The organism is Alteromonas alvinellae (genome assembly GCF_902705805.1).
Genome location: NZ_CACSIH010000120.1, coordinates 1 through 26196 on the forward strand (window position 1 = coordinate 1; position 26196 = coordinate 26196).

At 44.4% G+C, this 26196-nt stretch carries 26 protein-coding genes and 1 other annotated feature; of the genes, 16 read left to right on the plus strand and 10 right to left on the minus strand.

Annotation, left to right across the window (positions count from 1 at the left end; genetic code table 11):
- Positions 1-70 precede the first annotated feature (70 nt).
- From ACX5KA_RS08745 to ACX5KA_RS08765, 5 genes are all read right to left on the minus strand, one after another.
- Positions 71-358 (minus strand): type II toxin-antitoxin system RelE/ParE family toxin, encoded by a 288-nt coding sequence (locus tag ACX5KA_RS08745; RefSeq protein WP_039222800.1) that lies wholly within the window; start codon positions 356-358, stop codon positions 71-73.
- Complete coding sequence (locus ACX5KA_RS08750; protein ID WP_039222802.1) at positions 359-589, minus strand: ribbon-helix-helix domain-containing protein; 231 nt, start codon at positions 587-589, stop codon at positions 359-361.
- A 185-nt stretch (positions 590-774) separates the two neighbouring features.
- Entirely contained in the window at positions 775-993 is a 219-nt protein-coding gene (locus ACX5KA_RS08755) for a hypothetical protein (RefSeq protein ID WP_061095423.1), read from the minus strand.
- 85 nt (positions 994-1078) lie between these two features.
- Positions 1079-2383: an alpha-amylase family glycosyl hydrolase gene (locus ACX5KA_RS08760; protein WP_458730904.1), complete on the minus strand. Its 1305-nt coding sequence runs from the start codon at positions 2381-2383 to the stop codon at positions 1079-1081.
- Between the two features lie 114 nt (positions 2384-2497).
- The gene (locus tag ACX5KA_RS08765) at positions 2498-3406 is read right to left on the minus strand and encodes a sulfite exporter TauE/SafE family protein (RefSeq protein ID WP_458730905.1); all 909 of its coding nucleotides are present in this window, start codon (positions 3404-3406) and stop codon (positions 2498-2500) included.
- Positions 3407-3559: 153 nt separating this feature from the next.
- Between ACX5KA_RS08765 and ACX5KA_RS08770 the strand changes: the two genes are divergently transcribed.
- The 5 genes from ACX5KA_RS08770 to ACX5KA_RS08790 all read left to right on the plus strand — a co-directional run bounded on the left by ACX5KA_RS08770 (position 3560) and on the right by ACX5KA_RS08790 (position 7574).
- The gene (locus ACX5KA_RS08770; RefSeq protein ID WP_458730906.1) at positions 3560-4042 is read left to right on the plus strand and encodes a DUF2244 domain-containing protein; all 483 of its coding nucleotides are present in this window, start codon (positions 3560-3562) and stop codon (positions 4040-4042) included.
- Positions 4043-4158: 116 nt separating this feature from the next.
- A complete protein-coding gene (locus ACX5KA_RS08775) occupies positions 4159-4428 on the plus strand; it encodes a DUF6482 family protein (RefSeq protein WP_257721543.1) in 270 nt (89 codons plus the stop codon).
- Between the two features lie 180 nt (positions 4429-4608).
- A complete protein-coding gene (locus ACX5KA_RS08780) occupies positions 4609-5181 on the plus strand; it encodes a lipid-binding SYLF domain-containing protein (RefSeq protein ID WP_014950022.1) in 573 nt (190 codons plus the stop codon).
- Positions 5182-5484: 303 nt separating this feature from the next.
- On the plus strand, positions 5485-6474 hold the full coding sequence (locus tag ACX5KA_RS08785) for a hypothetical protein (RefSeq protein WP_458730907.1): 990 nt from the start codon (positions 5485-5487) through the stop codon (positions 6472-6474).
- A 326-nt stretch (positions 6475-6800) separates the two neighbouring features.
- Complete coding sequence (locus ACX5KA_RS08790; RefSeq protein WP_039222810.1) at positions 6801-7574, plus strand: ParA family protein; 774 nt, start codon at positions 6801-6803, stop codon at positions 7572-7574.
- A gap of 15 nt (positions 7575-7589) precedes the next feature.
- On the opposite strand, the gene ACX5KA_RS08795 is transcribed toward ACX5KA_RS08790, so the two are convergent.
- Positions 7590-7829 (minus strand): hypothetical protein, encoded by a 240-nt coding sequence (locus ACX5KA_RS08795; RefSeq protein WP_014950026.1) that lies wholly within the window; start codon positions 7827-7829, stop codon positions 7590-7592.
- Positions 7830-8059: 230 nt separating this feature from the next.
- Positions 8060-8178: a sequence feature (His leader region), on the plus strand.
- A 51-nt stretch (positions 8179-8229) separates the two neighbouring features.
- On the opposite strand from ACX5KA_RS08795, the gene hisG reads away from it, so the two are divergent.
- Genes hisG through hisIE form a run of 8 tightly spaced genes read left to right on the plus strand, consistent with a single transcriptional unit; the run spans position 8230 to position 15370 of the window.
- The gene (gene hisG / locus ACX5KA_RS08800) at positions 8230-9132 is read left to right on the plus strand and encodes an ATP phosphoribosyltransferase (protein WP_458730908.1); all 903 of its coding nucleotides are present in this window, start codon (positions 8230-8232) and stop codon (positions 9130-9132) included.
- A 13-nt stretch (positions 9133-9145) separates the two neighbouring features.
- Positions 9146-10450: a histidinol dehydrogenase gene (hisD, locus tag ACX5KA_RS08805; RefSeq protein WP_458730909.1), complete on the plus strand. Its 1305-nt coding sequence runs from the start codon at positions 9146-9148 to the stop codon at positions 10448-10450.
- A complete protein-coding gene (gene hisC, locus ACX5KA_RS08810) occupies positions 10450-11529 on the plus strand; it encodes a histidinol-phosphate transaminase (protein ID WP_458730910.1) in 1080 nt (359 codons plus the stop codon). The genes hisD and hisC overlap by 1 nt, the downstream gene beginning before the upstream one ends.
- A complete protein-coding gene (gene hisB, locus ACX5KA_RS08815; RefSeq protein ID WP_239245425.1) occupies positions 11526-12596 on the plus strand; it encodes a bifunctional histidinol-phosphatase/imidazoleglycerol-phosphate dehydratase HisB in 1071 nt (356 codons plus the stop codon). The genes hisC and hisB overlap by 4 nt, the downstream gene beginning before the upstream one ends.
- Positions 12596-13225 (plus strand): imidazole glycerol phosphate synthase subunit HisH, encoded by a 630-nt coding sequence (gene hisH, locus ACX5KA_RS08820; RefSeq protein WP_458730911.1) that lies wholly within the window; start codon positions 12596-12598, stop codon positions 13223-13225. Before hisB ends, hisH begins: the two co-directional genes overlap by 1 nt.
- Positions 13225-13962 (plus strand): 1-(5-phosphoribosyl)-5-[(5-phosphoribosylamino)methylideneamino]imidazole-4-carboxamide isomerase, encoded by a 738-nt coding sequence (gene hisA, locus ACX5KA_RS08825; RefSeq protein WP_458730912.1) that lies wholly within the window; start codon positions 13225-13227, stop codon positions 13960-13962. The genes hisH and hisA overlap by 1 nt, the downstream gene beginning before the upstream one ends.
- Entirely contained in the window at positions 13944-14756 is an 813-nt protein-coding gene (gene hisF / locus ACX5KA_RS08830) for an imidazole glycerol phosphate synthase subunit HisF (protein WP_039222819.1), read from the plus strand. Before hisA ends, hisF begins: the two co-directional genes overlap by 19 nt.
- Positions 14753-15370, plus strand: coding sequence for a bifunctional phosphoribosyl-AMP cyclohydrolase/phosphoribosyl-ATP diphosphatase HisIE (gene hisIE, locus ACX5KA_RS08835; RefSeq protein ID WP_390608577.1), 618 nt, complete (start codon positions 14753-14755; stop codon positions 15368-15370). The genes hisF and hisIE overlap by 4 nt, the downstream gene beginning before the upstream one ends.
- Positions 15371-15447: 77 nt before the next feature.
- Here the strand turns inward: hisIE and ACX5KA_RS08840 are convergent, their stop codons facing one another.
- Together ACX5KA_RS08840 and ACX5KA_RS08845 are read right to left on the minus strand one after the other, a co-directional pair.
- A complete protein-coding gene (locus ACX5KA_RS08840; RefSeq protein ID WP_278344707.1) occupies positions 15448-16293 on the minus strand; it encodes a formate/nitrite transporter family protein in 846 nt (281 codons plus the stop codon).
- Positions 16294-16551: 258 nt separating this feature from the next.
- The gene (locus ACX5KA_RS08845; protein ID WP_458730913.1) at positions 16552-19467 is read right to left on the minus strand and encodes a M16 family metallopeptidase; all 2916 of its coding nucleotides are present in this window, start codon (positions 19465-19467) and stop codon (positions 16552-16554) included.
- 330 nt (positions 19468-19797) lie between these two features.
- Between ACX5KA_RS08845 and lepB the strand changes: the two genes are divergently transcribed.
- The 3 genes from lepB to ACX5KA_RS08860 all read left to right on the plus strand — a co-directional run bounded on the left by lepB (position 19798) and on the right by ACX5KA_RS08860 (position 23751).
- Positions 19798-20451: a signal peptidase I gene (lepB, locus tag ACX5KA_RS08850; protein ID WP_061095431.1), complete on the plus strand. Its 654-nt coding sequence runs from the start codon at positions 19798-19800 to the stop codon at positions 20449-20451.
- 444 nt (positions 20452-20895) lie between these two features.
- Positions 20896-21126, plus strand: a complete 231-nt coding sequence (locus ACX5KA_RS08855) for a hypothetical protein (protein ID WP_156086623.1) — start codon at positions 20896-20898, stop codon at positions 21124-21126.
- A 270-nt stretch (positions 21127-21396) separates the two neighbouring features.
- The gene (locus ACX5KA_RS08860) at positions 21397-23751 is read left to right on the plus strand and encodes a TonB-dependent receptor (RefSeq protein WP_458730914.1); all 2355 of its coding nucleotides are present in this window, start codon (positions 21397-21399) and stop codon (positions 23749-23751) included.
- A gap of 925 nt (positions 23752-24676) precedes the next feature.
- Here the strand turns inward: ACX5KA_RS08860 and ACX5KA_RS08865 are convergent.
- A complete protein-coding gene (locus tag ACX5KA_RS08865; protein WP_342313539.1) occupies positions 24677-25072 on the minus strand; it encodes an MAPEG family protein in 396 nt (131 codons plus the stop codon).
- A 147-nt stretch (positions 25073-25219) separates the two neighbouring features.
- The gene (gene adk / locus ACX5KA_RS08870) at positions 25220-25864 is read right to left on the minus strand and encodes an adenylate kinase (RefSeq protein WP_458730915.1); all 645 of its coding nucleotides are present in this window, start codon (positions 25862-25864) and stop codon (positions 25220-25222) included.
- Positions 25865-26196: the final 332 nt, after the last annotated feature.

The following is a 26196-nucleotide window of genomic DNA, read 5'->3' on the forward strand; positions in this document are numbered from 1 at the left end:
GCACTACTACCGCGGAGCGGTTTAGTCCTTAGACAAGTAGCGGACACCGAGCTTTGTTTATTGGCTTGTTTTAGAGCCAGTCAACGACGTCTTGCCCCCCTAGAATTGCCATTATCTCAACTTCAATACCATTGTATCGATAGTAAATACTGTCTGAACCATAAGCGCAGCGTCTATACCCCTCTCGAATATGGTCAACTGATTGGTATGCGGATGGATTATTCGCAATTTTTTCAAATGTCTGAAAAAAACCTTCGAAATACTTATCTGCTTGAAGTTCGCCGAATTCTACATATCCATATGTATAAATACGCCTGAGATCCTCTTTGGCACTCAACGATAACTTGTAGCTTTCCATTTATCTTTTTAACTCAGCCTTGAATTCTTTCAGCATATCTTCAGGCGATTGTTCAATGAATCCGCTTCTCTCTGCATTGACGAGCTTTTGATTTATTTCCTCAGCGCGTCTAGCCCGACGAATCAAATCATTCACGAGTTCACTTTTGTTTGCATATTCTCGCGTTTCGTCAACATGACTCTTGAGCCACGCATCATTTTTTTCAGTCAGAGTAATACTTTGACGAGGCATGACATTTACTCCAATAAACACTAGCTGGTGCAATATTACACCAGGCTTAGTTAAACATCAGTATTTTTTAATTGAGAGACGACAAAGGCCGAAATTATCACAGACAACTTCAGTAATGAGTCCTATTATTCGAATCTGACAGATCAAGTTAAGACTGATTCACATTAGATGGATTAAGTAAGCATCTAACTTTCGGGTATTGACTTAATCACTTCCTCGATTTCACTGTTACCACTCAAGCGTGCGAGATCGATAAGATAACCTTTTTCTAGCTTATCCAAAGTGTGTCCTTCTAGTCGCGCTTTTACCTCTTCCACATCACCATTGGCAATAGAAGTTTTAAGCGCTGCATGATTATTTAACGAGCGGTCTTCTGTTTTTTCAGCTGAATCATTCGCAGTCATCGTTCATCCTTAATTTTCACTTAGTAAAAAAACATTAGTGCTTTTTACCTTTTGTAGTTAAAGATGACACTAAACGATCACACCGTTATGCCACCCATATCTCGAACTGCCAAGGCGTGAGTTTACACACTGAATCAGCGCTGAAGGTTTTCTTTTCGTCGCGCTCCCAGTGCGTATATTCACCTTCAAACAATGGTTCTTCAAACGTTACATCAAGCTGCTCATTTGAGAAATTAATCACAACGAACACTTTTTCATTTTCACTACAACGTACAAAACTAAAAACCTTATCCATTTTCGAGTTTGGCACCTGAATCATTCTTGCACCGTACTCTCCGTTCCCTAGCACGGCTTTGGACTTTTTAATAGCAATTAGCTTGCGGTACAAGTTGCCTATTTCATGTTCTTGCCAGTGTATTGGATCGCGCTCAAAGAATGCTAAACGCTTGGTTTCTCCAGCTTCTTGCCCATTATGAATGAGCGGCATGCCCTCACCTATTACCGATAAAGCAATGCAGGCTTCAAGCGCATCACCAAATTGTTCGCGCTGGGTGCCATCCCAGGCATTTTTGTCATGATTACTCACGAAAGTCATTCTGTAAGCCGAGTGAGGCCAGCTGCGTTCGTTCCACGAATAATACTTGCGCAACCTATCTAGTGAGCACTTTCCATGAGCGAGTTCATGCAATGTTTCATTCCAGCTCCACGCGTAAGTCATATTGAACGCATTTTCGTGAAGATCGCGATTCTCCCACTCAGCCAACATGAAAACTGGTCTGATTGCGCTTAGCGTTTGCACTGCTTGCTGCCAAAAATCGTTGGGGACATACCCCGCTACATCACAGCGGAATCCATCAATATCGAATTTTTCAACCCAATAGCAGAGCGCGTTAATCATGTATTTGCGAAGACCTATTTGTTCGTAATCGAACTCAATAATATCGCTCCAGTCCCACCAGGGAGATGGACGAAAATCTCCTTTGTAGTCTTTGGCGTACCACTCGGGGTGCTGTTCAACCAAAGGATTATCCCACGCACTGTGATTTGGCACCCAGTCTATGATGACTTTAAGCGAAAGACGGTGCGCTTCATCCACCAGCGCTTTGAAATCCTCTTCGCTACCAAATTCAGGGTTAATGGCCAGATAGTCTTTTACTGCATAGGGGCTACCAAGCTCCCCTTTCCTGTTTTTTTCCCCAATAGGATGTACAGGCATTAGCCAAACAATATCCGCGCCGAGTGACTTAATATGAGCTAACCCTTTTCTCACTCCTTCAAAATTACCTTGCTCTGAAAACTGTCGAGTGTTGACCTGATAAATAACTGCGTGAGATGACCATTCTGGCTGAAGCACGTTATATCGTTTCTTAGGAACAGGATTGATATCCATATTATCTTTCCTTATCGAGATTAGCGTTTAGAAAAGGAATGTGGTTCTGCGTCGCGTTACTTTTCGGCTTTAAACTGAGGTGAGCTAAGCTGTTAACTGCCGCAAGCTCGTGGCTTAAAGAATAGGTAAACTTGTAACACCTAAAATTAGTACCCAAATACCGAAAAAAAGTTTTAGACGCTGAACCGAAAATGCTAAAACAACAAACTTTGCAATCGTTCCACCGACTATTGCACCTGCCCCAGCAAACAAAACAACCTGCCATACCACAGACTCGCTTATAAAAGCGTGATATGGCAATGCAGACCACACAGTAAAAGCCGACAAGATAACCGCGCTGGCAATAGACAAAGTTACATTAAACCCTCGAATTATGAGGTAAACAGCGACTAACTCTCCTACTCCTACCGAAAGCCACGCGGTGATAATGCCGCCTAAAAAACCAATGAAAGGTAAAAGCAAAAGATCTTTCGTATGTAAGTCTTTTTTGAAATGGGTACGCTTCATTAGCGGAATAGAAGCAAATATTGCGATTGCTAATAGAATAGAAAAACTACCAAAAGCGATGTGAAGGTTATTGGCCCCACCCCACAAATGCTCTAGAAGCCGTGTACTTTGCGAAGAATACTGAGCGAATCCTATGCCGCATATTGACGAGGGAACCGTTAACATCAGTACACTGGGTAATGCCTTCCAATACTGATCATACTTGTGCTGGTGTTTATAATACGCGGCCCAAGTTAGTGCCCCCGCGGTCATACCACAGCATTGGATGGCGAAACTCGTTGCCACAACGCTTTGCGCAGAAAATGACAGGTAGTTAAAAAACGGAACGAAAACCACGCCACCGCCAGCTCCAGTGGCATTCGCAAATATAGCACCAATAACGCCAAGAACGCTGAAAAGCCCGAACTCTTTAACAAGCTCAATAGGGGCTGGTTGCGCTAGCAAACTGCCGATCCATAAAAATAAAAGTACTATCAACGCTGTTTTGCCAGCGTTTTGCTTGATGAGAGTAATCACATACGTCCTTAAGGCAGAAAATACGGCAAGTTACACGGCATGACTTTTCTAAGTACGCAGCCAACTAGCACCTGTACAATTTTCAAACTATTGTTATCCCACTACGTATAAGGCTTTACTTACACAGATATCATATACAGCATTTTAATAAACATGGTTGAAGTATCTACATTTGAGCACCAGGTGCAACTGCATCTTTCGCCAAACCGCTCAGCAACATGGCAACAGACAAAGCACCTTATTACAGCTTTTGCCCTTTTTATCAGCTCGATAGCTATTGCTTGGTCACTGGCCGGTGCGTGGGTCATATTACCTTTTGCAGGATTGGAGGTCGGGTTACTGGCACTGATTATGTATTTGGTTTCTAAAGCAACATACCGCTGGGAGACGCTCTTAATTTCATCAAACAGCATTCAAGTCACTAGCTCGAACGGTATCAGCATAGAATTCTTCCGCCCTGATACGTCCTTGTACTATAAAAAAGACTTGAGCTTAAAATGTGCGCCACAGCTTGTGCTACAAGCCCCTCTGCAGCAATTTGAAGTGGGATCATTTTTAAATTTAGAAGACAAAGAGCGTGTTCATGAATGTATGCAAAAGGCGGGGATCGCAGTATGTTCGAATAAGTGGTGGTAATTCGTGTTGCTTTGAAATGCAACCAATGCGTAAGGCTCCTTATCGTGCATGACACAAAATTAATGATCATTGTGGCTATTTTCGACTAATTAGATATAAGACGCAGCGATAACGAGTTGCGACCTAATGAGGGTTACACTATGAACTTATACATCGAGTCACTAGAAGGCGGCAATTACCTCGCATCAACCGGTATGGGCGCCTCACGCACCTTGGTTCGCGACAACAAGTCACAACCTAAAACGTTTCACTGTTTGAACGAGATTAGGGAGCATTTTGACTCTCAAGCCTTTGAGAAAGTTTGGCTCCGTCAAAGCACACCGTATGAAGAAATGGTTGGTCAAACCGATCATCCCGGTGCGTTAGAGCTTGAAATTGAGTGGTAGCGACTTGCAGGTGTCCTAGCAAGTAAGACCAATAGTTTTCAATGTTCCATGCACCACTTAGCACGTTTTTTGCGTACAACTAATGTGACGTAAATTAAAACGGTATTTTATTGAATTAGAAACAGTAAGAATGGTCTTCTTCTGTAGTTAATAAAATACCTACATGCTAGGGAGAATTGCATGAAAATAAGTAAGTTAGCTATTAAATCTGTGTTTGTGGCTGCCGTGTTAGCCTTGACGGCGTGCGCTTCGATGGGCGACGGAACTGTTGCTGAAAAGCGACAAGCTATTTTAGATATGCAAGATAACGCGCTTGCCCGCCTTTATTCTGAAAAGCCCGATACGCGCTCTCAGGTAAAAGACGCTGCCGGCTACGCCGTATTTACCAATGCTAACATCAACGTATTCTTTGTGGCGGCGGGCACAGGCTACGGTGTTGTAAACAATAATGTAACCGGCGCAAAAACCTATATGAATATGGCCGAAGGTGGCGTAGGCCTTGGCTTAGGCGCAAAAGATTACCGAATTGTTATGGTTTTCCACACACAAAAAGCGATGAATCACTTTATTGAAAATGGATGGACCGTAGGTGGTAACGCGGATGTAGCAGCGAAAGCCGGTAACAAAGGCGCATCTGCAGAAGGCGAAGGCTACTTGGGTAACGTCACAGTGTATACTATGACTGAAAGCGGCCTTACATTACAGGCCACTGTTAAAGGCACGAAATTTTGGGTAGATAAAGAACTAAACTAATTCTGCCCTAACTATTCCTAACCATATTAGCGATTAGCGCTCCAACACACCGAAGGCCTCTTGAATGCAAGAGGCCTTTTTATTTTTTCTGCACAACTGCCCGCTACCGCTCTAAATCTTTAGGCTGTCTGAATCACAGTAATAAGCAGTGTCGTGTTCCCATAGCTTCTCTTACCACCGCCGTGTATACGAAAGTCTAAATTTAGGGGGAAACCCTCATAATTGAATTGAACACTCGTGACTACGCTTTACTTGTAAAAGGCTCGCTTAGCAGCACGCTAAGCCATAAACGAGGGTTTCATCATGCAACCACAAAACAACAAAGTGATAAGAGCAGTAGTAAGAACGATATTAACGAGCGCATTGTTCGCTTCGGCGACGGTAGGCTTTTCAACTAACGCGGCAATAATAGGCAGCAGTTATGGGAATGCAGTCCATGTCGATCTTTCCATTACAAGTAATGTAGGAGGTATGGTCTCTGCAATCGCTAACTCAACTATCAACTTAGCTCATACCAGCGGTAGTGCTTCTGAAAATTATTCACAGATTGACACTATCATTGGCGCAAGCGCAGATGCTTCGGGTACGTTGGGCAGCCCCATCGACGTTACAGAGTTTGATGGCGCGCTATCCACCGCCATTATTGAAGGCGAATCTCAATCGTCTTTAACGAGTTTTGTTCCGGCAAGCTTTTTTACGTCAGGCCGCGGAACCATAAACGACCTTAATCTTGACTTATTTTCAGACTTACTTGGAATAAGTGGCTTTTTAACGCTAAGTGCTGATGTACTTTCCACAGTCTCGCAAATTGACGGAAACGCCACGACCGGCTCAAACGTGAATCTATCTACAGCAGGTTCATCAGACATCGTGGATGTGGAAGTGAATCTTTGGGGAAATACCGTAACGGCTACTGCACTTGAAAATCAGTCTCTCTTTGCAGGTTTGAATATCGCTGACTTTGGCTTGGGAATATTTGTTAATGAAGTCGAAACGTCGTGTTCCAACACCTCTTGCACTGAATCGCGCAACGCGGTTAGAGTATCTTTTGATGATTTCTCACTCAATGCATTTTACGATGCGCTATTCCCTGCTGGCGGGCCGTTAACCGGGCCTGTGTTTAACTTGACCAACAACCCGATTGTCAACGGCGAGATCATTTTAGCTAGCTCGTTTGCTACAACCTCTTCTTCAACTGAGGTAAGTGCACCCTCTACGTTTGCAATTTTTATTTTCGCAGTAAGTTTATTGAGTGCAAGAAGATTTAATAAACACAAAATGCTACAGAAATAACATTTGAAAATCTCAAGGCAGAAGGAGCAAGTCTACGGTTTCTTTCTTGCCTTGAGAATCATATCGCTCACATTTTACTGAGCACGGTTTTCCTCAATCTGCATCCACTGTGCTCTTGTATAATTCTCGAGAAGCTCAAATGCTTCAACAACCACATCTTCTCCTTGTATAAATGGATGTGCCTGATTATCTTTCCTATCCGTTAACGCCTTAAGCTTATCTCTTGTTCCGTCTCATGCAGGGTGATTTGACAAAAATACATCAATATTTTGCATAAGGACTTTTAATTGGGCATATTTTAAACACAACTAACGAAGGGATTTCTTATGATAATCGTGGTGTTTAATCAAAAAGGCGGCGTAGGCAAATCGACCATTAGCACCAATTTAGCTGCGCAAAGCGCTAAGCTGGGTCATAAGACCTTATTGGTAGACTTAGACGCTCAGGGAAATAGTACTCACTACGTGGGATTTAACGTCAGTGAAAAAAGCCTTACCGTGGCCGATATGTTCAAACAAGTGGTTGGCATTTTCAGAACAGCCAAGAAGCCTAACGCGTTCGTGCATGCAACGCCTTATGAAAACCTCTTCGTTATGCCTTCTTCTCCTGCGTTGGCAGAAGTCGAGCGAGAGCTCGAGTCACGATACAAAATTTTTAAACTTAAAGACGCGTTAAAGGAGTTAAAAGACGAATTCGACAACATTTTTATCGACACGCCTCCTAATTTTAATTTTTATTCTAAAGCGGCACTTATTGCTGCTGATGGCTTTTGCGTCCCCTTTGATTGCGACGACTTCTCGGCACAGGCGATTGAGCGTTTACTTGAAAATGCAATGGAACTAAAAGAAGACCACAACCCTCAACTGCGTTTGTTGGGTATTGTTGTTAATCAATTCAATAGCCAAGCAAAGCTTCCAAGAGAGTTAATTGAGACACTTAAGCAGCAAGATTTGCCAGTGTTAGAAAGTTATATAAGTGCCACGGTAAAAGTGAAAGAGTCTCACTCTAAGCGAATGCCGCTGCCTTTCTACTTACCTAAGCACAAAGTGACGAATCAAATTGCGGCTTTATTTGAAGAACTCAATGCGAGCAAAACCTAACGCTAACAAGTTTCGCTAAACATCAATATCAATATGCTTAAGCCCACCCTCGCTGTTACCTCGCTCTTTATCTTTCGAGTTTTCAGCTGATTTTTCGATAATCTCAGTTCGCTTCACGTCTTGAAACTGATCGCGCTCTTCTTCACTAAAATGCTCGGACTTTTTGGTCTTTTGCACTTTCTTCACGCGGTCGTCTGTCTCAATCGGCACTTTTGTGTTGCGAGGCAAAATGGGAAACAGTAGATCGTTGCTCATACGCCCTCCAGAACGTTGCATTTGTCTCTATAACTTATCGGCAACGAGTTGCCTAAAATTACAGTTCAAAACTAATTCATAACGAATTGTTTTATTATATACACATTAAATTAGAGTTAATGTACCAAAAGAGTTCACTTTAACCTTGCAAATCCTAATTCAAAACGCTAATGTTTCAGCCGTTCGAAATTAGGAATTAAAATTTTTATAATGATTAACTGCGCGACGAAACATCACCATCACCACAAAGCATAACCTTTCAGGTTCGTGCTGGAAGGTCTATGTATCCTTCCAGTGGCGCAGATAAAACAAATTCTCGACCCTCGGAAGGAAACTTCCGGGGGTTTTTCGTTTTAGGCGCAATCAAAAAGTTAAAACACAACGTGTAAGGAACGTTTCAATGAGTAACAGCAAAAGACTTCGAATTGCCGTACAGAAATCAGGTCGATTGAGCGATGACAGCATTGCCCTACTGAAAGCTATAGGCATTAAACTCAATATTCGTGATCGCCTGCTGATTGCGCATTCTACGAACCAGCCTATTGATTTGCTTCGCGTGCGTGACGACGATATTCCAGGTCTTGTTATGGATGGTGTAGTAGACCTAGGCTTTATTGGTGAAAATGAGCTAGAAGAAAAAATGCTAGAGCGTAAAGCTGCGGGCAAGCCATTCGAATATGAAGTATTGCGTCGTCTAGACTACGGCGGCTGCCGCCTGTCTATTGCGGTACCTAATGAGATGGATTACCAAGGAATCCAGTCGCTAGAAGGCAAAAAAGTAGCAACAACGTACCCTTACCTGCTTGAGCGCTACTTCAAAGAACAGGGCATAAATGCAAAGGCTGTAATGCTACAAGGTTCTGTGGAAGTGGCCCCACGAGCAGGTGTAGCTGACGCTATCTGTGACCTTGTATCTACCGGTGCAACCCTTGAAGCTAACGGTCTTGTTGAAAAAGACGTTATTTTCCGCAGTAAAGCGGTACTTATTAAGCGCGCTGATGGCGAGCTTACCGACGAGAAAGAAACACTGGTTAACCGACTAATGCCACGTGTTGATGGCGTATTACTAGCAAAAGAAAGCAAGTACATCATGCTACACGCACCAAAAGCGTATTTAGAGCAGGTGAAAAGCCTACTTCCAGGTGCTGAAAATCCAACGGTGCTGCCACTTGCTGGAAATGAAGAGCAAGTTGCTATCCACGTTGTTTCTACAGAAACCTTATTCTGGGAAACCATGGAGAAACTTAAAGCCCTTGGTTGTAGCTCTATTCTTGTAATGCCAATCGAAAAAATGATGGGCTAAAAGGCAGGCAATTATGATTACTTGGTCATCTCTTTCGGTAAATGAGAAAAAACAGGCGCTAGCCCGCCCGGCTATGGCCAATAGCCAACAGTTAAAGCAGACCGTGGGCGACATTATCGCCCGCGTTGAAAAAGAAGGCGATGAGGCAGTACTTGATTACACACGTAAATTTGACTGCCCAGACTTAACTAGCCTTGTCCTTTCACAAGAAAATATTGATGCTCTTGCTGCGAAGGTAACGCCAGAGGTAGCAAGTGCTATCGATACTGCGTTCAACAACATAAAAATGTTTCACGAAGCGCAAATGCCTAGTGATATCGCGCTAACCACAACGCCTGGTGTTAAATGCGAGCTGCGCTTTACCGCCCTTGATGCAGTGGGTCTTTATATTCCAGGCGGCAGTGCCCCGCTTCCTTCTACCGTATTGATGCTAGGCGTACCTGCATTGGTGGCGGGCTGCGAAAATAAACTGCTTTGCACACCGCCAAATAAAGAGCAGTTGATTGCACCTGAAATTGCCTATGCGGCCAGAAAGTGCGGTATCGACAAAATCTTTTTATGTGGAGGCGCTCAGGCTGTTGCGGCTATGGCGTTAGGTACAGAAACGATACCGCAGGTTGATAAAATTTTTGGCCCGGGTAACAGCTTTGTGACTGAAGCTAAACAGCAAGTAAGCCAACGTGCCGATGGTGCAGCTATTGATATGCCGGCCGGCCCATCAGAAGTGTTGGTACTTGCTGATGAGTTCGCAAACCCTGAGTTTGTAGCGGCCGACCTGCTTTCCCAAGCCGAGCACGGTCCAGACTCGCAGGCTATTTTGGTGTCTAACTGCGCTGCGCTTATTGAAGAAGCAAAAGCCGCGGTTGAACGTCAGTTAGCAACCCTATCTCGCGCTGAAATTGCCCGCCCAGCTATGGAAAATGCGCGCTATATTTTGGCTGATTCCATTGAGCAAGCCATTGAAGCAAGTAACGCCTACGCTGCTGAGCACTTAATTGTACAAATAGAGAATGCCCGTGATTATTTGCCAAAAATTAAATACGCAGGCTCTATATTCCTAGGCCCGTGGTCACCAGAATCTGCAGGTGATTACGCGTCGGGCACTAACCACGTACTGCCAACCTATGGCTATGCTAAGAATTACTCTAGCCTTGGATTATTAGACTTTATGCGTCGCTACACTATTCAAGAACTAAGCGCAGACGGCATGCGTAATTTAGGCCCTGCGATTATGGCACTTGCAGCTGCCGAGGGCTTGGATGCACACGAACAGGCCGTTGCACTTCGCATGCAGGCACTTAAGCAAGGAGACGCCTAATGTCGGCACTTATCGATAACCTAATTAACGAAAATTTAGTGCCGCTAAAGCCGTATGAATCGGCTCGTCGCTTGTTTTCAGGTGGTCAAGACTGGCTTAATGCCAACGAGTCACCTTATGCCAACGAATACAGCGTAGATAGCAGCAACTTTAACCGCTATCCGTCATGTCAGCCCGAAGCGGTAGTCAGTGGTTACGCAAACTACGCCGGGCTAGACAAATCGCAGCTTATTGTTACCCGCGGCGCAGATGAAGGCATTGAACTGCTTATTCGCACCTTCTGCACGCCGGGTAAAGACAGCATTCTGATATGCCCGCCTACCTACGGTATGTATGCAATCAGTGCTGAAACCTGTGATGTGGGCATTAAGAAAGTGCCGCTTAACGACGACTTTAGCCTTAACGTGAATGCTGTATGCGCTGAAGATGACGTTAACGTGATTTTCATCTGTGCGCCCAACAATCCAACCGGTACGCCAGTTGCTCGTGAAGACATTAAAACCGTGCTCAATCACTTTGCCGATAAAGCACTGGTTGTTGTAGATGAAGCGTATATTGAGTTCGATGCCGACAATAAGTGGGCAAATGAAATAAACAACTATCCAAACTTGGTGGTACTTCGTACGCTGTCTAAAGCGTTTGCTCTTGCCGGTCTTCGCTGTGGTTTTACACTTGCTCAGGCACCCGTCATCCAAGCTCTGCTTAAAGTGATAGCGCCCTATCCCATTCCAGAGCCAGTAGCGCAGATTGCTGCACAAGCATTGTCGGCTGAATCGCTAACGTTACTTGAGCTTCAGGTGGCTACCATTAACCGCGAAAAAGAGGCTCTAGCCGAAGCGCTGGAATCTATCGAAGGCTTTGAGTTAGTGGGTGATAGACGAGCAAACTTTATCTTATTCCGCTACGCAAAAGCGCAAGCCCTAATGCAGTACTTGGTAAGCCAAGGCATGCTTATTCGCGATCAGTCAAAACAGCTTAACTTACAAAACTGTTTACGCGTAAGCATAGGCATTGAAGAGCAAAACCAGCGTTTAATGCAGCTAATTAACGAATTTAAAAATAATGAGGACGCGGCATGAGTCAGCAAGCCATTTTATTTATTGACCGCGACGGTACACTCGTAGAAGAGCCGCCAGTAGATAAGCAATTAGATAGTTTAGAGAAGCTTGTTTTCGAGCCAAACGTTATTCCTGTGCTACTTAAACTAAAAGCAGCTGGGTTTAAACTCGTGATGGTAAGTAACCAAGACGGCTTGGGTACAGACAGTTTCCCGCAAGAAGACTTCGACAAGCCACACAATGCCATGATGGCCATTTTCGAAAGCCAGGGTGTAGTGTTTGACGACGTGCTTATTTGCCCGCACTTCGATGCTGATAACTGCACATGCCGCAAACCCAAGCTTGGCTTAGTACAAGAATACCTGCAGCAAGGCAAAGTGGATTTCACCCGCTCATTTGTTATTGGTGACAGAGTTACCGATGTACAGCTTGCTGAAAACATGGGTATTCGCAGCTTTCAGTACAACCGTGAAAGCTTAAACTGGAACGATATTCAGAAAAGCTTGTTAGCGTCTTCACGTATTGCAGAGGTGGTACGTACCACATCTGAAACCGACATTCGCGTGCGTGTAGATCTTGATTCGCAGGCTAAGTCGACAATTCAAACCGGCATGGGCTTTTTTGACCACATGCTTGACCAAATTGCGACCCACGGTGGCTTCGAGCTAAACCTGACTACCGATGGCGATTTGCACATTGACGATCACCACAGTGTAGAAGACACCGCGCTTGCCCTTGGTGAAGCGCTTAAAAAAGCACTAGGCGACAAACGCGGTATTGGTCGCTTTGGTTTCGCGTTGCCAATGGATGAATGTCGTGCGGAATGTATTATGGACATTTCAAACCGCCCACACCTTAAGTTTGACGCTGAATTTAGCCGCGACCAGGTAGGGGAAATGGCCACCGAAATGGTGCCGCACTTCTTTTACTCGCTTGCACAAAGCATGGGGCTATCACTGCACCTTTCCACCAGCGAAGGTAATGCACACCACCAAGTAGAAAGCCTGTTTAAAGTATTTGGCCGTGCGCTACGCCAGGCCATTACGCGCCAGGGTGATGCACTACCTAGCAGTAAAGGAGCCCTGTGATGTCAGTGGTAAACACCAGCCAGCGACAAAAAATAGTCATAGTGAATACCGGCTGCGCGAACATTTCGTCAGTACGCTTTGCCCTTGAACGCTTGGGCGTTGAAGTAGACGTATCTGACGATGTAAACGTGATTAAAAGCGCTGACAAAGTGTTTTTACCCGGCGTAGGTACCGCAGCAGCGGCTATGGCAAGCATTAAGCAAAAAGCTTTAGTGGAAACCCTGCAGTCGCTTACCCAACCTGTGCTAGGCGTATGTTTAGGCATGCAACTTATGGTTGAAACCAGTGCGGAAGGTGGTTTTCAAGGTACAGGCAACATCGACTGTTTGAACCTAATGCCAGGTCATGTGGCTCGCATGGAATCAAAAGGCGTGCGCTTGCCTCACATGGGTTGGAATACTGTGACGCATAACAACGAAAGTTTGTTCAAAGGCATTCCACAAGATACGTACTTTTATTTTGTGCATAGCTTTGCTGTACCTGAGTACGAGCATACGCTTGCAAGCTGTACTTACGGCAACGTATTTTCAGCTGCCATAAACAAAGATAACTTTTACGGGGTGCAATTTCACCCAGAGCGTTCTGGCGAGGCCGGAGCACAACTACTGACTAACTTTGTGAACCTATAATGATTATTCCAGCGATTGATCTTATTGACGGACACGTAGTACGCCTTTATCAAGGCGACTACGAGCAGAAAACCCAATACGAACTGGACCCAGTAGACGTGGTTCACGACTATGCTGACCAAGGTGCAACCTGGTTACACATTGTTGACCTAACAGGTGCTAAAGACACCAGTAAGCGTCAGCTTTCGCTCATTAAGTCTATGGTCGACACCAAGCGCATGCAGTTTCAAGCAGGCGGCGGTATTCGAAGCGAAGAAGAAGTGGCGCAGTTACTCGAAACAGGCGTAAGCCGCGTAGTGATTGGTTCTTTGGCGGTAAAACAACCCGAGCTTGTGAAGTCTTGGGTAGAAAAATACGGCCCAGAGCACATTGTACTGGCCCTTGATATTAATATTAGCGACAGCGGTGAAAAGCTTATTGCTACCCACGGTTGGCAAGAGAATTCGGGCGTAGCCCTTGAAGGCTTGCTTGAAGACTTCGCTAAAGTGGGCGCAAAGCACGTACTGTGCACCGACATTAGTCGCGACGGCACGCTACAAGGTGCGAACACTGAGCTGTATCAAGAAATGGCAGCCCGTTTCCCACACGTTAGCTGGCAAGCGTCTGGCGGTATTGGCAGCATCGCTGATATCGAAGCGCTCAAACCCACAAACGTTGGCGGCGTTATTCTTGGGCGCGCACTACTTGAAGGTAAGTTTACGGTGAAGGAGGCTATCGCATGCTGGCAAAACGCATAATACCGTGCCTAGACGTACGCGACGGCAAAGTTGTTAAGGGCGTTCAGTTTAGAAACCACGAAATTATTGGCGATATTGTGCCTCTTGCTGAGCAATACGCAAAAGCTGGCGCCGACGAACTAGTATTCTATGATATTACCGCAAGCTCTGATGCCCGCGTAGTAGATAAGAGCTGGGTAAGCCGTATTGCACAGGTTATTGATATCCCTTTTTGTGTTGCTGGCGGCATTAAGAGTATTGAAGACGCTGGGCGCATTTTGGAAATGGGTGCAGATAAGATTTCGATTAACTCCCCTGCCCTTAATAATCCAGACCTTATTAACCAGCTGCACGACGTTTATGGACAACAGTGCGTCGTGATTGGTATCGACAGTTTCTATAACGAAGCAACCGACCAATACGAAGTGTACAAATTCACTGGTGATGAAGCGCGTACTCAAAAAAGCCAATGGCAGACCATCGATTGGATTAAAGAGGTTCAGTCGCGCGGTGCGGGTGAAATTGTTCTGAACTGCATGAACCAAGACGGCGTGCGCAAAGGCTACGATGTGAAGCAGCTAAAAGCCGTGCGCGATATCTGTGAAGTGCCGCTAATTGCGTCGGGTGGCGCAGGTGAAATTGCCCACTTTACGGATGTGTTTCAACAGGCTGACGTAGATGGCGCGCTTGCAGCATCAGTATTTCACAAGGGCATCATCAATATTGATGAGTTAAAAGCAGAGTTAACCAGCAATGGCGTTGCCATGCGTAAGCGTCACGGATTAACGGCGCAAGCAGAAGGAGTAAACCCGTGATCATTACTAACGAAAACAGCAATAAATTAGCTTGGGACAAAATGGACAACCTACTACCCGCCATTGTGCAAGACGCACTGTCTGGCAAGGTATTAATGCAGGGCTACATGGACCAAGACGCATTGGCGAAAACCCTTGAAACGGGCAAAGTGACATTCTTCAGCCGTTCAAAACAGCGTCTTTGGACCAAGGGTGAAACATCTGGTAACACGCTAGATTTAGTGAGCGTTGCTTGTGACTGCGATCAAGATTCACTGTTGGTACTTGCCAACCCTAACGGCCCGACATGCCACACTGGTGTTGAAAGCTGTTGGTTCGACGGCAACACACCAGCCTTTACGTTTCTTGCAGATTTAGAGCGTGTATTGGCTGCCCGTAAAGACGCCGATCCTAAAAGTAGCTATACCGCTAGCCTCTACAACAAAGGCATTAAGCGCATAGCGCAGAAGGTGGGCGAAGAAGGTGTAGAAACCGCATTGGCGGCTACGGTACACGACAAAGAAGAGCTTAAAAACGAAGCCGCTGACTTGTTGTACCACTTAACGGTACTGCTTCAGGCGAGCGATATGTCCCTTAACGATGCACTTAACGTGCTGCGTGAGCGCCACAAGTAATCCGTTGTAAAACTCGTTTATTATTCAAAATGCCCTTCTCGTTTTCTACGCGAAGGGCATTTTTGTATCACGCTTCTCTATTTCTCGATTTCCCTTACCACTTGGCCATAAGCCAGCAGCGCGAACAGTCCCGTTCCGCCCACAATATTTCCTAGTAATGTTGCACCAATGAGTGAGAGTGTTTCAAGAACGCTTATTTTATTTTGCAGTGCTAACAAGAAAAGTTCTGTTGAACCGGCTATCACGTGCGTAAAATTTCCTATAGCAATTAAATAAGTAAAAATAACTATCATCAATATTTGAGAATGCTTAACCGAAGGCTTCATCCATACAATAGCGGCAATGATAAACCCTGACGTAATGCCGTATGAGAAGGCGTCTGACGGTGATAGCTTGGCATAATGTTCAGAAATAGCGGTCATACCTTCAACCAGCTCTGGTGGAACAGATTGCAGCGAAAAGCTGAAAAATGCAGCCAAAAAGGTGCCGAACATATTGGCGGTGAAAACGATGAACCACAGGCGCGCAATGCAAAAGCCCATATTGAACGAAGGTTTACTCAACAAGGGTAGAATGACCGAAAGCGTATTTTCGGTAAACAATTGAAGTCGACCAATAATCACCAGCACGAAACCAACCGTATAGCCCAGGTTTTCGATAACAAACTGATTGGGAGAATTTGCAAAGAGGTGATGCAGAATTCCTTCAGCAAGAATTGAAATCGAGATGCCAATGCCTGCCGCCACACCAGACCACCACAATGACATCATAGGACGCTGAAGTTCTTCTAACCCTTCCCTGTGGACAATGGCATACAAAGAAACAGAATTTAAGCTCTGATTATCTCGTACATCTTTTTCTTCAGTATGACTAAGGGCAACGTCTTGCTCTCTATGCCCAGACTCCTTCACTTTTTCTGTCACTCATGCCTCCTGCAACTCTTTGCTCAACTAGGACGTTTGCCTCAATTACATAGTATTTGGTCTACGACACAGTTATTTAACAGGCACTAACAGACCACCCTATTCGGTTACGTTGATTAGGCACGTTTTTGGTCACAATAATTTTGCCTATTTCAGATATAGCACTCATTTTAATAAAAAAGCCCGCATGAACACTGTTCACACGGGCTTTGGTTTTATTGACGGTCGTTATAATGCTCGCAAAACGTAAAACATGAACTAAGGGTTCAACAAGGTTGGTTGCCCTAACCCAAGCGCTTCTAAACGCTCGAACTGGGTATCTTTGTCCCCAACTATCAAATAAATCATCTTGTCAGGATGCACATATTCACCGTAAAGGCGCTTTACCTCACCAACGGTTAACGCTTTCACTTCTGATTGTTGCTGTAGAACGTAATCATTGGGCAAGCCAAAATCGCTGATTTCGCTAACCATACTCAGTTTAGCGCCTAACGTTTCAAACGCCCTAGCGCCAGATTTGAGAGTAAATCCTTTCGTAACGTCTAAATCTTCATCTGAATAGTTTGTGCCAAACGCTGCTAATATATCCATGATAGCTTGCGTTGCTTCTAAGGTAACGTTCGACCTTACGGCGCTTCGTATGGTGAATTCACCCGTATATTGATCGCTAGAGAACGACGAACGAATGCCATAGGTGTAGCCTTTGTTTTCACGTAGTTCCTGCATAAGCTGTGAGGCGAAACCGCCCCCGCCTAAACGATAATTCATCACACTGACTTTATAAGCATCATCATGAGTAACATTCGGGGCGGAATGGCCGAAATAAAGCACTGACTGTTTAGCCCCAGGAACGTCATAGAAAAAGAGTTGGGCGCTTTCTGGCAGCTTGGGCTCTGGTACCTTCGCAAAAGTAACATCTTTTGGTAACCATCGCGCATTAAGTGGCGCTAGGCTTTTTACAACGTCCTGTTGTTTGATGTCTCCCACAACATGGAACTTTGCCAATGACGGTGTGAAGTATTTCTCGTAATACTTTTTAACATCTTCGAGCGTTGTGTCATCTACAGTTTGCTTATCACCAAGAACCGTTTGAGCAAACGGATGCGCCTTTCCGTAAAGCAGTGTTTTAAACTCAACCGATGCAATGGCATTAGGGTTCGCTTTTATTTGTTCAATCTGGTTGATTGTATCGTCTTTAGCTAATTCAAACTCTTGTTCATCAAAGCGAGGAGAAAGTATCACTTCAGTGACAAGCTGCATTAAGTCACTGTAGTGCTTAGACAATACCGTTCCGCTAATAGTAATGTCAGTTTCAGAAGCACTGGCCTCCAGAGAAGCGCCTAAAAGCTCAATTTCCTGTTCCAGCTGCTCGGGTGTTTTTTCCGCCGTACCTTTAAGCAAGGTTGCGGCAAGTAAATTGGCGGTTCCTGTTTTACCTTCTGAGTCTAGAAGCATGCCACCATCTAGCTTTAACTCAAACGCGACCAATGGCACTTCGTCATTAGCAATACCCGTTATTTTGATGCCAGACGACAGTGTATTTTGCCAAACCTTAGGTGGTGTAATTTCTATTGATTCACCATAAGCAGGCTCTTTCGTGCGATCAAACGATGACGGAGTACGTTCGTATTCAGCCGCAACTGACGCATCAAAGCTCTCTTCCGCACCCGCGACAATTTGCTCCTCCACTACATTAGCTTCAGTAGAGCCGCTTAACACCAACTCTTGCTGTCCCTTAGGTACAAAGCTAGTGGCGACAAACGGTTTATCCTTGATATAGGTGCTATAAACACGCATTACATCTTGTTGTGAAACGCCCAGAATTTTCTGAACATCTTGGCTGATAAATTCAGCCCCGCCCGCAAAGATTTCGTATTGCGCCAATTGAAAACCTTTACCTAAGACGCTTGAAAGTCCTTGATAAAATTCTGTTTCTTGACCTGCTTTTATGCGCGCCAAATCCTTGGAAGAAATCCCGGCTTTCTCAAAGCGGGCGAACGCTTCGTTAACTCCATCTGCAACAGTGTTTAAGTTCACGCCATTAAATGCCATAACCTGCAGCTGTAGCTGTCCAGCGATCTCAGCATCATAGCCATAAAGATAAACATCACTGGTGAGCTTCTTCTCGTCAACAAGCACCTTGTTCAGCGGAGCATTTTTGCCTTGGCTTAAGTACTGAGAAAGTACTTGAAGTGGATAATAGTCATCGTGATATTCAGGTACGGTTGGCCACACCATAGTTAAAAGTGGCGCTTGTGCAAAATTATCTATATGGAATCGCTTTACAGTCTCATTGAGCTTCGCAGGTTGAGGCGGTAATTTATTGATTTGCTCTCCCGCAGGAATTTCATCGAAATACTTTTTAACCCACGCTTTAGTTTGATTTACGTCAATATCACCCGCGATAGTAAGCACCACATTATTAGGTACATACCATTTTTTGAAAAACTCTTTCACGTCAGCAAGCGTTGCGTTTTGCAGATCATCTAACGACCCAATCACTTGCCAACTATACGGGTGCCCTTCAGGGTAAAGGTTTTTATCTATCACATATTGATTGTGACCATAAGGACGATTATCCACACTCTGGCGCTTTTCGTTTTTCACCACCTGCTTTTCTTTGGCGAGCACAGGGTCTGTCACGGTATTAATGAAAAATCCCAACTTATCGGCTTCAGCCCAGATCATTTTTTCTAAAGCATCAATGGGTACAGTTTGGAAGTAATTGGTACTATCACGACTCGTCGAGCCATTTGCACCTGAGCCGCCAATTTTCGCGCTGAGTTTATCAAGACCGCCTTTTCCCAAGTTTTCTGATTCGAGAAAAAGTAAGTGTTCAAACAAGTGCGCAAAACCTGTTCGCCCTTCTTTTTCTCTGGCTGAACCCACATGCGCAGTGAGGGCGACTGCAGCAACGGGATCAGACCTGTCAACGTGCAGTACAACGGTAAGCCCGTTATCCAGAGTAAAACGCTCGTAGTCCACGTTGAACAGTGACGTATTTAGGGAAGCAGTACTATTATCTGCATTAGCGATTGTTTCGCTGGTTATATCGGAAGCAATTCGTACATTTTGTGGGTCATTGGTGTTATGCGTACACCCTGTCGAAACTGCACTTAGTGTTATTACAGCAATTGCAGTGTACATTCTTGTTCGTTTGAATGTTTCAAGCATTATGTATGTTCTTTGCCAGTCAAAAATGTAACAAGTACCACAAGTGCACCACCAGTGCCATGACATTCCTTTTTCAGACATTTTAAGCATGCCTAAACAGGCGGCGTTCATCTTTTACGGAGCGCAATATAAACATATGATTAATATGAGTTTTATTGCTTTTTCTCAACGCTCAACACCCTGTAGCTAGAGCAACCTTAATTAGCTACCGACATAGTTCGTTACATTTTCCACACCTCAATTTTGAACAAATTAGGTAATTTACAATCTACATCTATTACACAAGCCATGTCGTGATAAAACTTTGATCTAACGAGCAATCTACGAAAAGTGAGAAACGAAGCCGTGTTAAATCTAAAACAGAGCGTTAAGAACAACCTGCCTTTCATTTTATGTATGGTTTTGCTTTTCTCGTTTCGAAGCAGTGTTGCTGATTGGTATTATGTTCCTACAGGCTCTATGGAGCCCACCATTCAAGTAGGCGACCGCGTAGTGGTTGATAAATCAGCCTACACGCTAGAATTACCGTTCACAGATGTTGTTGTCGCGAAAACTGGTAACATCAATCGCGGTGACATTGTAATTATTGACAGTAATGCAGCTGAAACCAGACTCATTAAACGTGTGGTTGCCATTGAAGGTGACAAGGTCAAATTAGAAAACAACGTACTTTTTATCAATGGTGAAAAAGCAACGGTAAGCGCCAAAGATCACAATCTTTATTCCGAGGAGATTTTAGGCCAAACACGAACCATAGCGCTTAACCCATTACCTAGCCCTGCGAAAAACTTTAACTTGGTCACTGTACCTAGAGATCACGTGCTGGCAATGGGGGATAATAGGAACAATAGCGTTGATTCTCGTTATTATGGCTTCATTCCAATTGAAGAAATTCAGGGCAAAGCCAACGCTGTTGCATTTTCGTTAGATACAAAGAATATGTATCTACCTCGAAAAGAAAGGTTTTTCACTTCTCTTTATTAGATGTCGAGGATAAATTCTCTTTACATTAGCGCTAATAGACCTTTACCTATGCTCAATTTTCAATCACTCGATTACTTGTCAAATTAGCTGCATTTGCCATCAAAAGTTATCTACACGAAAAAGTAGGCACTATTTTTAATACCCAAAATACGACTATTTGTGCGTTTCTGTTTCTTATCAGAACGCATGGGCTTTATTCCACTTTTTTATTTATTCTTGTCGTAGAAGCATTGTCCCAGGGCTTTTACGCTTCGCAATAATGCCCTATTCCCTCATTTCAAATTCACATTAGTAATACTCGGTTTACACACTTCGTAACCAAGTGTCACATCTTTTGCATTTTATGCTATTGCAACATAAGCATCAGGAGTGCTATTCATAAATCTGCAACAACGTAATGTTGCAGAAACACACAACAAGTAAAATGGAAATAAGGAAATAACAATGAAACAAGGTCGTAAAGTAAGTGCAATTGCAGTTGGATTAGCACTTTCAGGATTAACCTCTCTATCTCCTGCGTATGCACAGCAAGCTGACGAAGAAGCAGCCAACCTTGAACGAATTGCAGTCACCGGTTCTCGTATCAAACGTACAGATATGGAAGGCCCTTCACCTATTCAATCAATAGATGCAACAATGATTGAAGGCATGGGCTATGAAAACCTTCAACAGTGAGGGCCTATTGACCATTGATATACAATTTTGCAGCGCCTGTGTGTTATCTAGACAAGGCGAATGTTTGTAGGTCTAGTGGCTCTAAATCGAGAACATTCAACGCAGTATAGGTAACACACAGGCACTGCCCGAAGGGGGCGTCATGGAAGCATTTTACTTTTTGTCGCAGCTCTTAAACTTAGTCCACTAGGTCTGCAGAGCTGCTCCGCAATTAAACTGCTCCCATCTAGCCCAAAATTGTATATCAATGGTTAATAGGCCCTTAAGCGTATGCCGGCCACAGGTGCGGGTACCTTCTCGACACGCAATAACAGCCAAGACTCTACAGCCAATGGCGCGGCAGCGGTATCCCTTAGAGGTATGGGGCCAGATGCAACGCTTGTTCTAATAAACGGACGTCGCGTGGCAATTAGCGCCTTTGCTGAAAGTATCACTAACTCATTCGTTGATATTAACTCTATTCCTGTATCCGCCATCGAACGTATCGATATCTTAAAAGACGGCGCCTCTGCGATTTACGGCTCAGACGCTGTTGCAGGTGTAGTAAACGTAGTACTGAAGAAAGACTACGAAGGTCTAGAGATTAATGCAGGTTATGGTGGTACAACAGGCCCAAGCTATGATGAGACCACCGCCAGTATTCTATGGGGCTCTCAAAGCGAAAAAAGCAGTGCTACAGTTATCATCGACTATTTCAACAACAGCACGCTCGGCGCTGACGAAATGGGTCGTTACGGTACAGCCAACCAATCTCCTTATGGCGGTATGGACTTCCGTTCGTCACGAGGTTACCCAGGCTACTTCTACGTAGACGGCGTTAAAACTATCGACCCTGACTGTCCGGAAGACAGCGCAACGGCGTCTGGCAGCTGCCTATTCGATTATGGCCCATTCGGGTTAACCATACCGGCTTCTGAGCGCGTAGGCTTTATTGGTCAGTTCGACTATAAAATTGGCGACGAAACCACAGCATTTATGGAAGTTGCAATGCAGCACAATACGTCTGAAGCGGGCGGTGCAGCAACACCTCTTGATGAAGATGCCGGTTTAACCGTTCCGGGTACTCATCCTGATAACCCGTTTGGACAAGACATTGAAATTGGTCGCTACCGCCCTGTTGATGCAGGTGCCCGTCGCTGGGATATCGAATCTGACACCCTTCGTTTAGTAGCAGGCCTTCGTGGTACGTTCAATGATTATGACTGGGAAGCATCTGTACAAAAAGGACGTAGCCGTTCAGAGCAAAGCGGTGATCAATCACAAGGCTGGGTTCGCGTTGACTGGCTTCAGGAACAAATTAACCTTGGTAACTACAACCCGTTTGGTGGCGTTACTAACCCACAAAGTGTAATTGATGATATTACTACTAGCCTTGTGCGCCGTGGTGAATCTCGAATGACCAGCGTTGACGCTCACATTACCGGTGAAGCATTCAGCTTCGGCGACGATGTTGTCATGATGGCAGCAGGTGTTGAATATCGCGAAGAGCAAGTATCTGACGTTCCTGATGTTCAGTTCCAGCGCGGATTAATCTTCGGTACTGAATCGGTTTCTGCCTCAGCTGAACGCGACCAGTATGCTGCATACTTAGAGCTATCTATACCTTTAGCTGAACAGCTTGAGCTTCAACTAGCTGGCCGCTACGATCATTATAGCGACTTTGGTAGTACAACTAACCCTAAAATCGCATTACGATGGGCGCCAAGTGATGAAGTAACCGTGCGCGGTTCATGGGCCCAGGGCTTTAGAGCACCGTCTCTTGCACAAGTTGGCCTTGGTCCATCACAGAAAAGTGTTTTCTTTGTAGACAAATATCGATGTGATGCAACAGGTCAAGATTGTGAATCGTTGGATTACAATATCGAGTTTGCGGGTAACCCTAACTTGGATGCAGAAGAGTCAGAATCTTGGAACGTAGGTGTTATCTACGCACCTATTCAAGAATTAGGCCTGAGCATTGATGTATGGAGTATTACGCAGGATAACAAAATTGATGAGCAGCAATTCGGTTTAGTTTACGACGCAGAATGTAATAACCAAGACAGCACGATTTGTGTACGCTTAGAACCACAGCCAGGCGAGTCATTAGGTGTAATTCAAAAGATTTTCAACACCTACCAAAACGTATCATCTCAAGAAGCGTCTGGTGTTGACTTCAGCGCTAACTATAGCATGGAACTGCAAGAGTTCGGTAACGTACGCTTTAACCTTGATTGGTCTTACATGAACGAATTCGAAAAAGACGGTCTTGAGTACACTGGCGAATATGGCTATCCAGAACATCGTTGGTTGTTCGGTACAACCTGGTCTAAAGGTGCGTTCGATGCCAACTTGAACATTAGCTTTATTGGTGAGTTTGAAGACACGCCTGACATTGATTTCGACGGTGTGTTGGACTTTGAAGAAAATACCTCGAGAACGGTTGATTCTCAAATGTTGGTAGACTTGCAGTTTGGTTACAACTACAGCGATAACCTTCGCCTTGTAATTGGTTCAAACAACTTGCTTGACGAAGAGCCTCCATTTGCTATTGGAGATGGTGATGGCGACTTATACGGCTATGTAGGCGGCGTGCACAACCCGCGTGGCCGCTTCGTATACTCTAAACTAACTTACCGCTTCTAAAAGCCTGTAAGACGAAAAAGCGCTCAACAGCATTGCTTCACAATGGCATGCCTTGAGCGCTTTTTAAGTTTCGATTCAACGTTTTCTAAAAGAACAAATATTCAATAAGAACCGTAGTGAGCCATGCGAGAGTCACAGGCAATACAATCATCACATAGACCATTACCTCCGAGCCTACTGTTTCAGAACGCCAAGCGTCCATCATCTTTACCTTAAATCTACTCTTCAGTAAAAAAGTGTAGAAAATTATTAGTATCAATAAAACTAGAGTTTTTAGCATATAATTTATCAACTAATTTCTATGTTCTGACCTGCTCTAAAACTACAGACTTCTAAAAGCGTATTTAATTTGCAAGGTTTATTCGTCTGTTGTTTCCTCATACTGCGAATCGACGGCATTACCAATTGCCCCCCCACCAACTCCTAACCCTATGGTTCCTGCTAATCTTCCTACACTGCCGATAGGGTTGAAAAAGCCAGTGCTAGCCCCTGCTAAACCAGCTGACCAAAGTGATTTAGAACTAGCGCCGCCGCCTCCAGCTATAGCCGCTCCATAAACCCCTCCAATAGCTCCAGCAAAAGCGCCTACAACGTTAGCGAGCCATGCCCCATTAACTTGCTCTAGCTCTTCTTATGCAAGTTCATTTGAATGTAAATGTGTTTTGCTTTCCATGATACTTCCTTATATTTAATAAATTTAAGACTTTTCCGACACTGTATATTTCCAAAGCGGAAACTGTGCCGACAAAGCCACTATATCTGTAAAGATAAGAAAAAAGACCTGTCCCACATGCCTGATTAACAGCTACCTTTAGTAGTTTGATGAAATTTAAATCTTGTTTCGCATTTAACTCTCTAGTCTCGCATATAAAAAATGCCAGCTAAGCTGGCATTTTTTTATATGTATTTGCTTCTTTTGCAACGCTTACAAACCGAAATGAATGAGCACCAAATTACCTATTGCTGCACACAGCATAGCAAGGAAAGTCAGGATCATACCCGCGAAGCGCTGCCAGCTAACGCCTGAGTGACGACCTAAGCCATAGGCATGTAATACACGGCCAAATAACAGTGCGCTCCCCAATGCGTGAACAGCCCACACTTGACCAGTATTGGCTTCAAAACACGCTATCATAATAAGGGTGATGGGTACGTACTCGCTAAAGTTGCCATGTGCTCTAGTCAAACGACTTAGGTCTTCGTAACCACCATCGCCAATTCCCACTTGGTGGCGACGTCTGGCGCCAATGACTAAAAACGACAAATACAGGTAGCAAATACCCAGTAAGCTGGCGTAAAACGCCGTGATTGGCAAAACCATGGTCTACTCCACATGTTCTAGTTATATCGCGCTGTATTAATCAGCGCTTAATTCAACATTCATGGTTGTCATTAAACGTTATCCGCTAATAAGTTACAAGCAACAAAAAAGGCCGCCTAAGCGACCTTTTGTTGACGTTGTTGGCAATTAACCTAAACGTTCAGCAAGTTCAGTACTCACCTCTTCAACTGGGCGCCTACCGTCAAGCTTGTGGTACTCACAGTTTCCAGCTTCCGCTTCAGCGCTGTAGTAGTTCACAAGCGGCTTTGTTTGCTCATGGTAAATCGCAAGACGCTTACGCACTGTTTCTTCTTTATCGTCATCACGAACGATTAAGTCATCGCCTGTCTCATTGTCTTTACCTTCCACCTTTGGTGGGTTGTAAACAACGTGGTAAACGCGACCTGATGCAGGGTGTACACGACGGCCACCCATACGTTCTACGATTACATCATCAGGAACGTCAAACTCGATGCAATGATCAACAGTGACACCTGCTTCTTTCATTGCATCAGCCTGAGGAATAGTGCGAGGGAAACCGTCTAACAAGAAACCGCCTTTACAGTCATCTTGTGCAATACGCTCTTTTACTAGGCCAATGATAATCTCATCAGATACTAGTTTGCCTTCATCCATTACACGCTTTGCTTCAAGGCCTAGCTCTGTACCTGCTTTAATTGCAGCACGAAGCATGTCGCCCGTTGAAATTTGTGGAATGCCATATTTGCCCATTAAAAACTGAGCTTGTGTGCCCTTACCCGCGCCAGGAGCGCCGAGAAGAATGATTCGCATGAGTGCGTTCTCCGCTTATGATTTTTAAACTTTTTACTTCGGGCACTTTACACATTCAACACTGGGGTGACAAGTGTAAGCAGTACCGTAAAGTTAATCTTAAGACTAATGGCGAATATATGTTCAGCTTATAGGCACTTTTGTAAATTTGCGCCTACACCCATTCAGTAACTCATCCTATTTAAGATGAATAAGCTAGCTCTTAATATGATTAACTTGAAATTTTCGACCGCCAAAATATAACACAATAAAATGGCTAAACTTACTTTTGTTAGTCGTAGAAATAAAAAAACGGGCATTACGCCTAATGCCGATCAGTTAAGAAATATTTT

Bases quoted from the DNA above. Each gene is read 5' to 3' on its own strand.
- ACX5KA_RS08745 (WP_039222800.1), bottom strand. From the start codon at position 358: ATGGAAAGCTACAAGTTATCGTTGAGTGCCAAAGAGGATCTCAGGCGT.
- ACX5KA_RS08750 (WP_039222802.1), bottom strand. From the start codon at position 589: ATGCCTCGTCAAAGTATTACTCTGACTGAAAAAAATGATGCGTGGCTC.
- ACX5KA_RS08755 (WP_061095423.1), bottom strand. From the start codon at position 993: ATGACTGCGAATGATTCAGCTGAAAAAACAGAAGACCGCTCGTTAAAT.
- ACX5KA_RS08760 (WP_458730904.1), bottom strand. From the start codon at position 2,383: ATGGATATCAATCCTGTTCCTAAGAAACGATATAACGTGCTTCAGCCA.
- ACX5KA_RS08770 (WP_458730906.1), top strand. From the start codon at position 3,560: ATGGTTGAAGTATCTACATTTGAGCACCAGGTGCAACTGCATCTTTCG.
- ACX5KA_RS08780 (WP_014950022.1), top strand. From the start codon at position 4,609: ATGAAAATAAGTAAGTTAGCTATTAAATCTGTGTTTGTGGCTGCCGTG.
- ACX5KA_RS08785 (WP_458730907.1), top strand. From the start codon at position 5,485: ATGCAACCACAAAACAACAAAGTGATAAGAGCAGTAGTAAGAACGATA.
- ACX5KA_RS08790 (WP_039222810.1), top strand. From the start codon at position 6,801: ATGATAATCGTGGTGTTTAATCAAAAAGGCGGCGTAGGCAAATCGACC.
- ACX5KA_RS08795 (WP_014950026.1), bottom strand. From the start codon at position 7,829: ATGAGCAACGATCTACTGTTTCCCATTTTGCCTCGCAACACAAAAGTG.
- hisG (WP_458730908.1), top strand. From the start codon at position 8,230: ATGAGTAACAGCAAAAGACTTCGAATTGCCGTACAGAAATCAGGTCGA.
- hisD (WP_458730909.1), top strand. From the start codon at position 9,146: ATGATTACTTGGTCATCTCTTTCGGTAAATGAGAAAAAACAGGCGCTA.
- hisC (WP_458730910.1), top strand. From the start codon at position 10,450: ATGTCGGCACTTATCGATAACCTAATTAACGAAAATTTAGTGCCGCTA.
- hisB (WP_239245425.1), top strand. From the start codon at position 11,526: ATGAGTCAGCAAGCCATTTTATTTATTGACCGCGACGGTACACTCGTA.
- hisH (WP_458730911.1), top strand. From the start codon at position 12,596: ATGTCAGTGGTAAACACCAGCCAGCGACAAAAAATAGTCATAGTGAAT.
- hisA (WP_458730912.1), top strand. From the start codon at position 13,225: ATGATTATTCCAGCGATTGATCTTATTGACGGACACGTAGTACGCCTT.
- hisF (WP_039222819.1), top strand. From the start codon at position 13,944: ATGCTGGCAAAACGCATAATACCGTGCCTAGACGTACGCGACGGCAAA.
- ACX5KA_RS08845 (WP_458730913.1), bottom strand. From the start codon at position 19,467: ATGCTTGAAACATTCAAACGAACAAGAATGTACACTGCAATTGCTGTA.
- ACX5KA_RS08855 (WP_156086623.1), top strand. From the start codon at position 20,896: ATGAAACAAGGTCGTAAAGTAAGTGCAATTGCAGTTGGATTAGCACTT.
- ACX5KA_RS08860 (WP_458730914.1), top strand. From the start codon at position 21,397: ATGCCGGCCACAGGTGCGGGTACCTTCTCGACACGCAATAACAGCCAA.
- ACX5KA_RS08865 (WP_342313539.1), bottom strand. From the start codon at position 25,072: ATGGTTTTGCCAATCACGGCGTTTTACGCCAGCTTACTGGGTATTTGC.
- adk (WP_458730915.1), bottom strand. From the start codon at position 25,864: ATGCGAATCATTCTTCTCGGCGCTCCTGGCGCGGGTAAGGGCACACAA.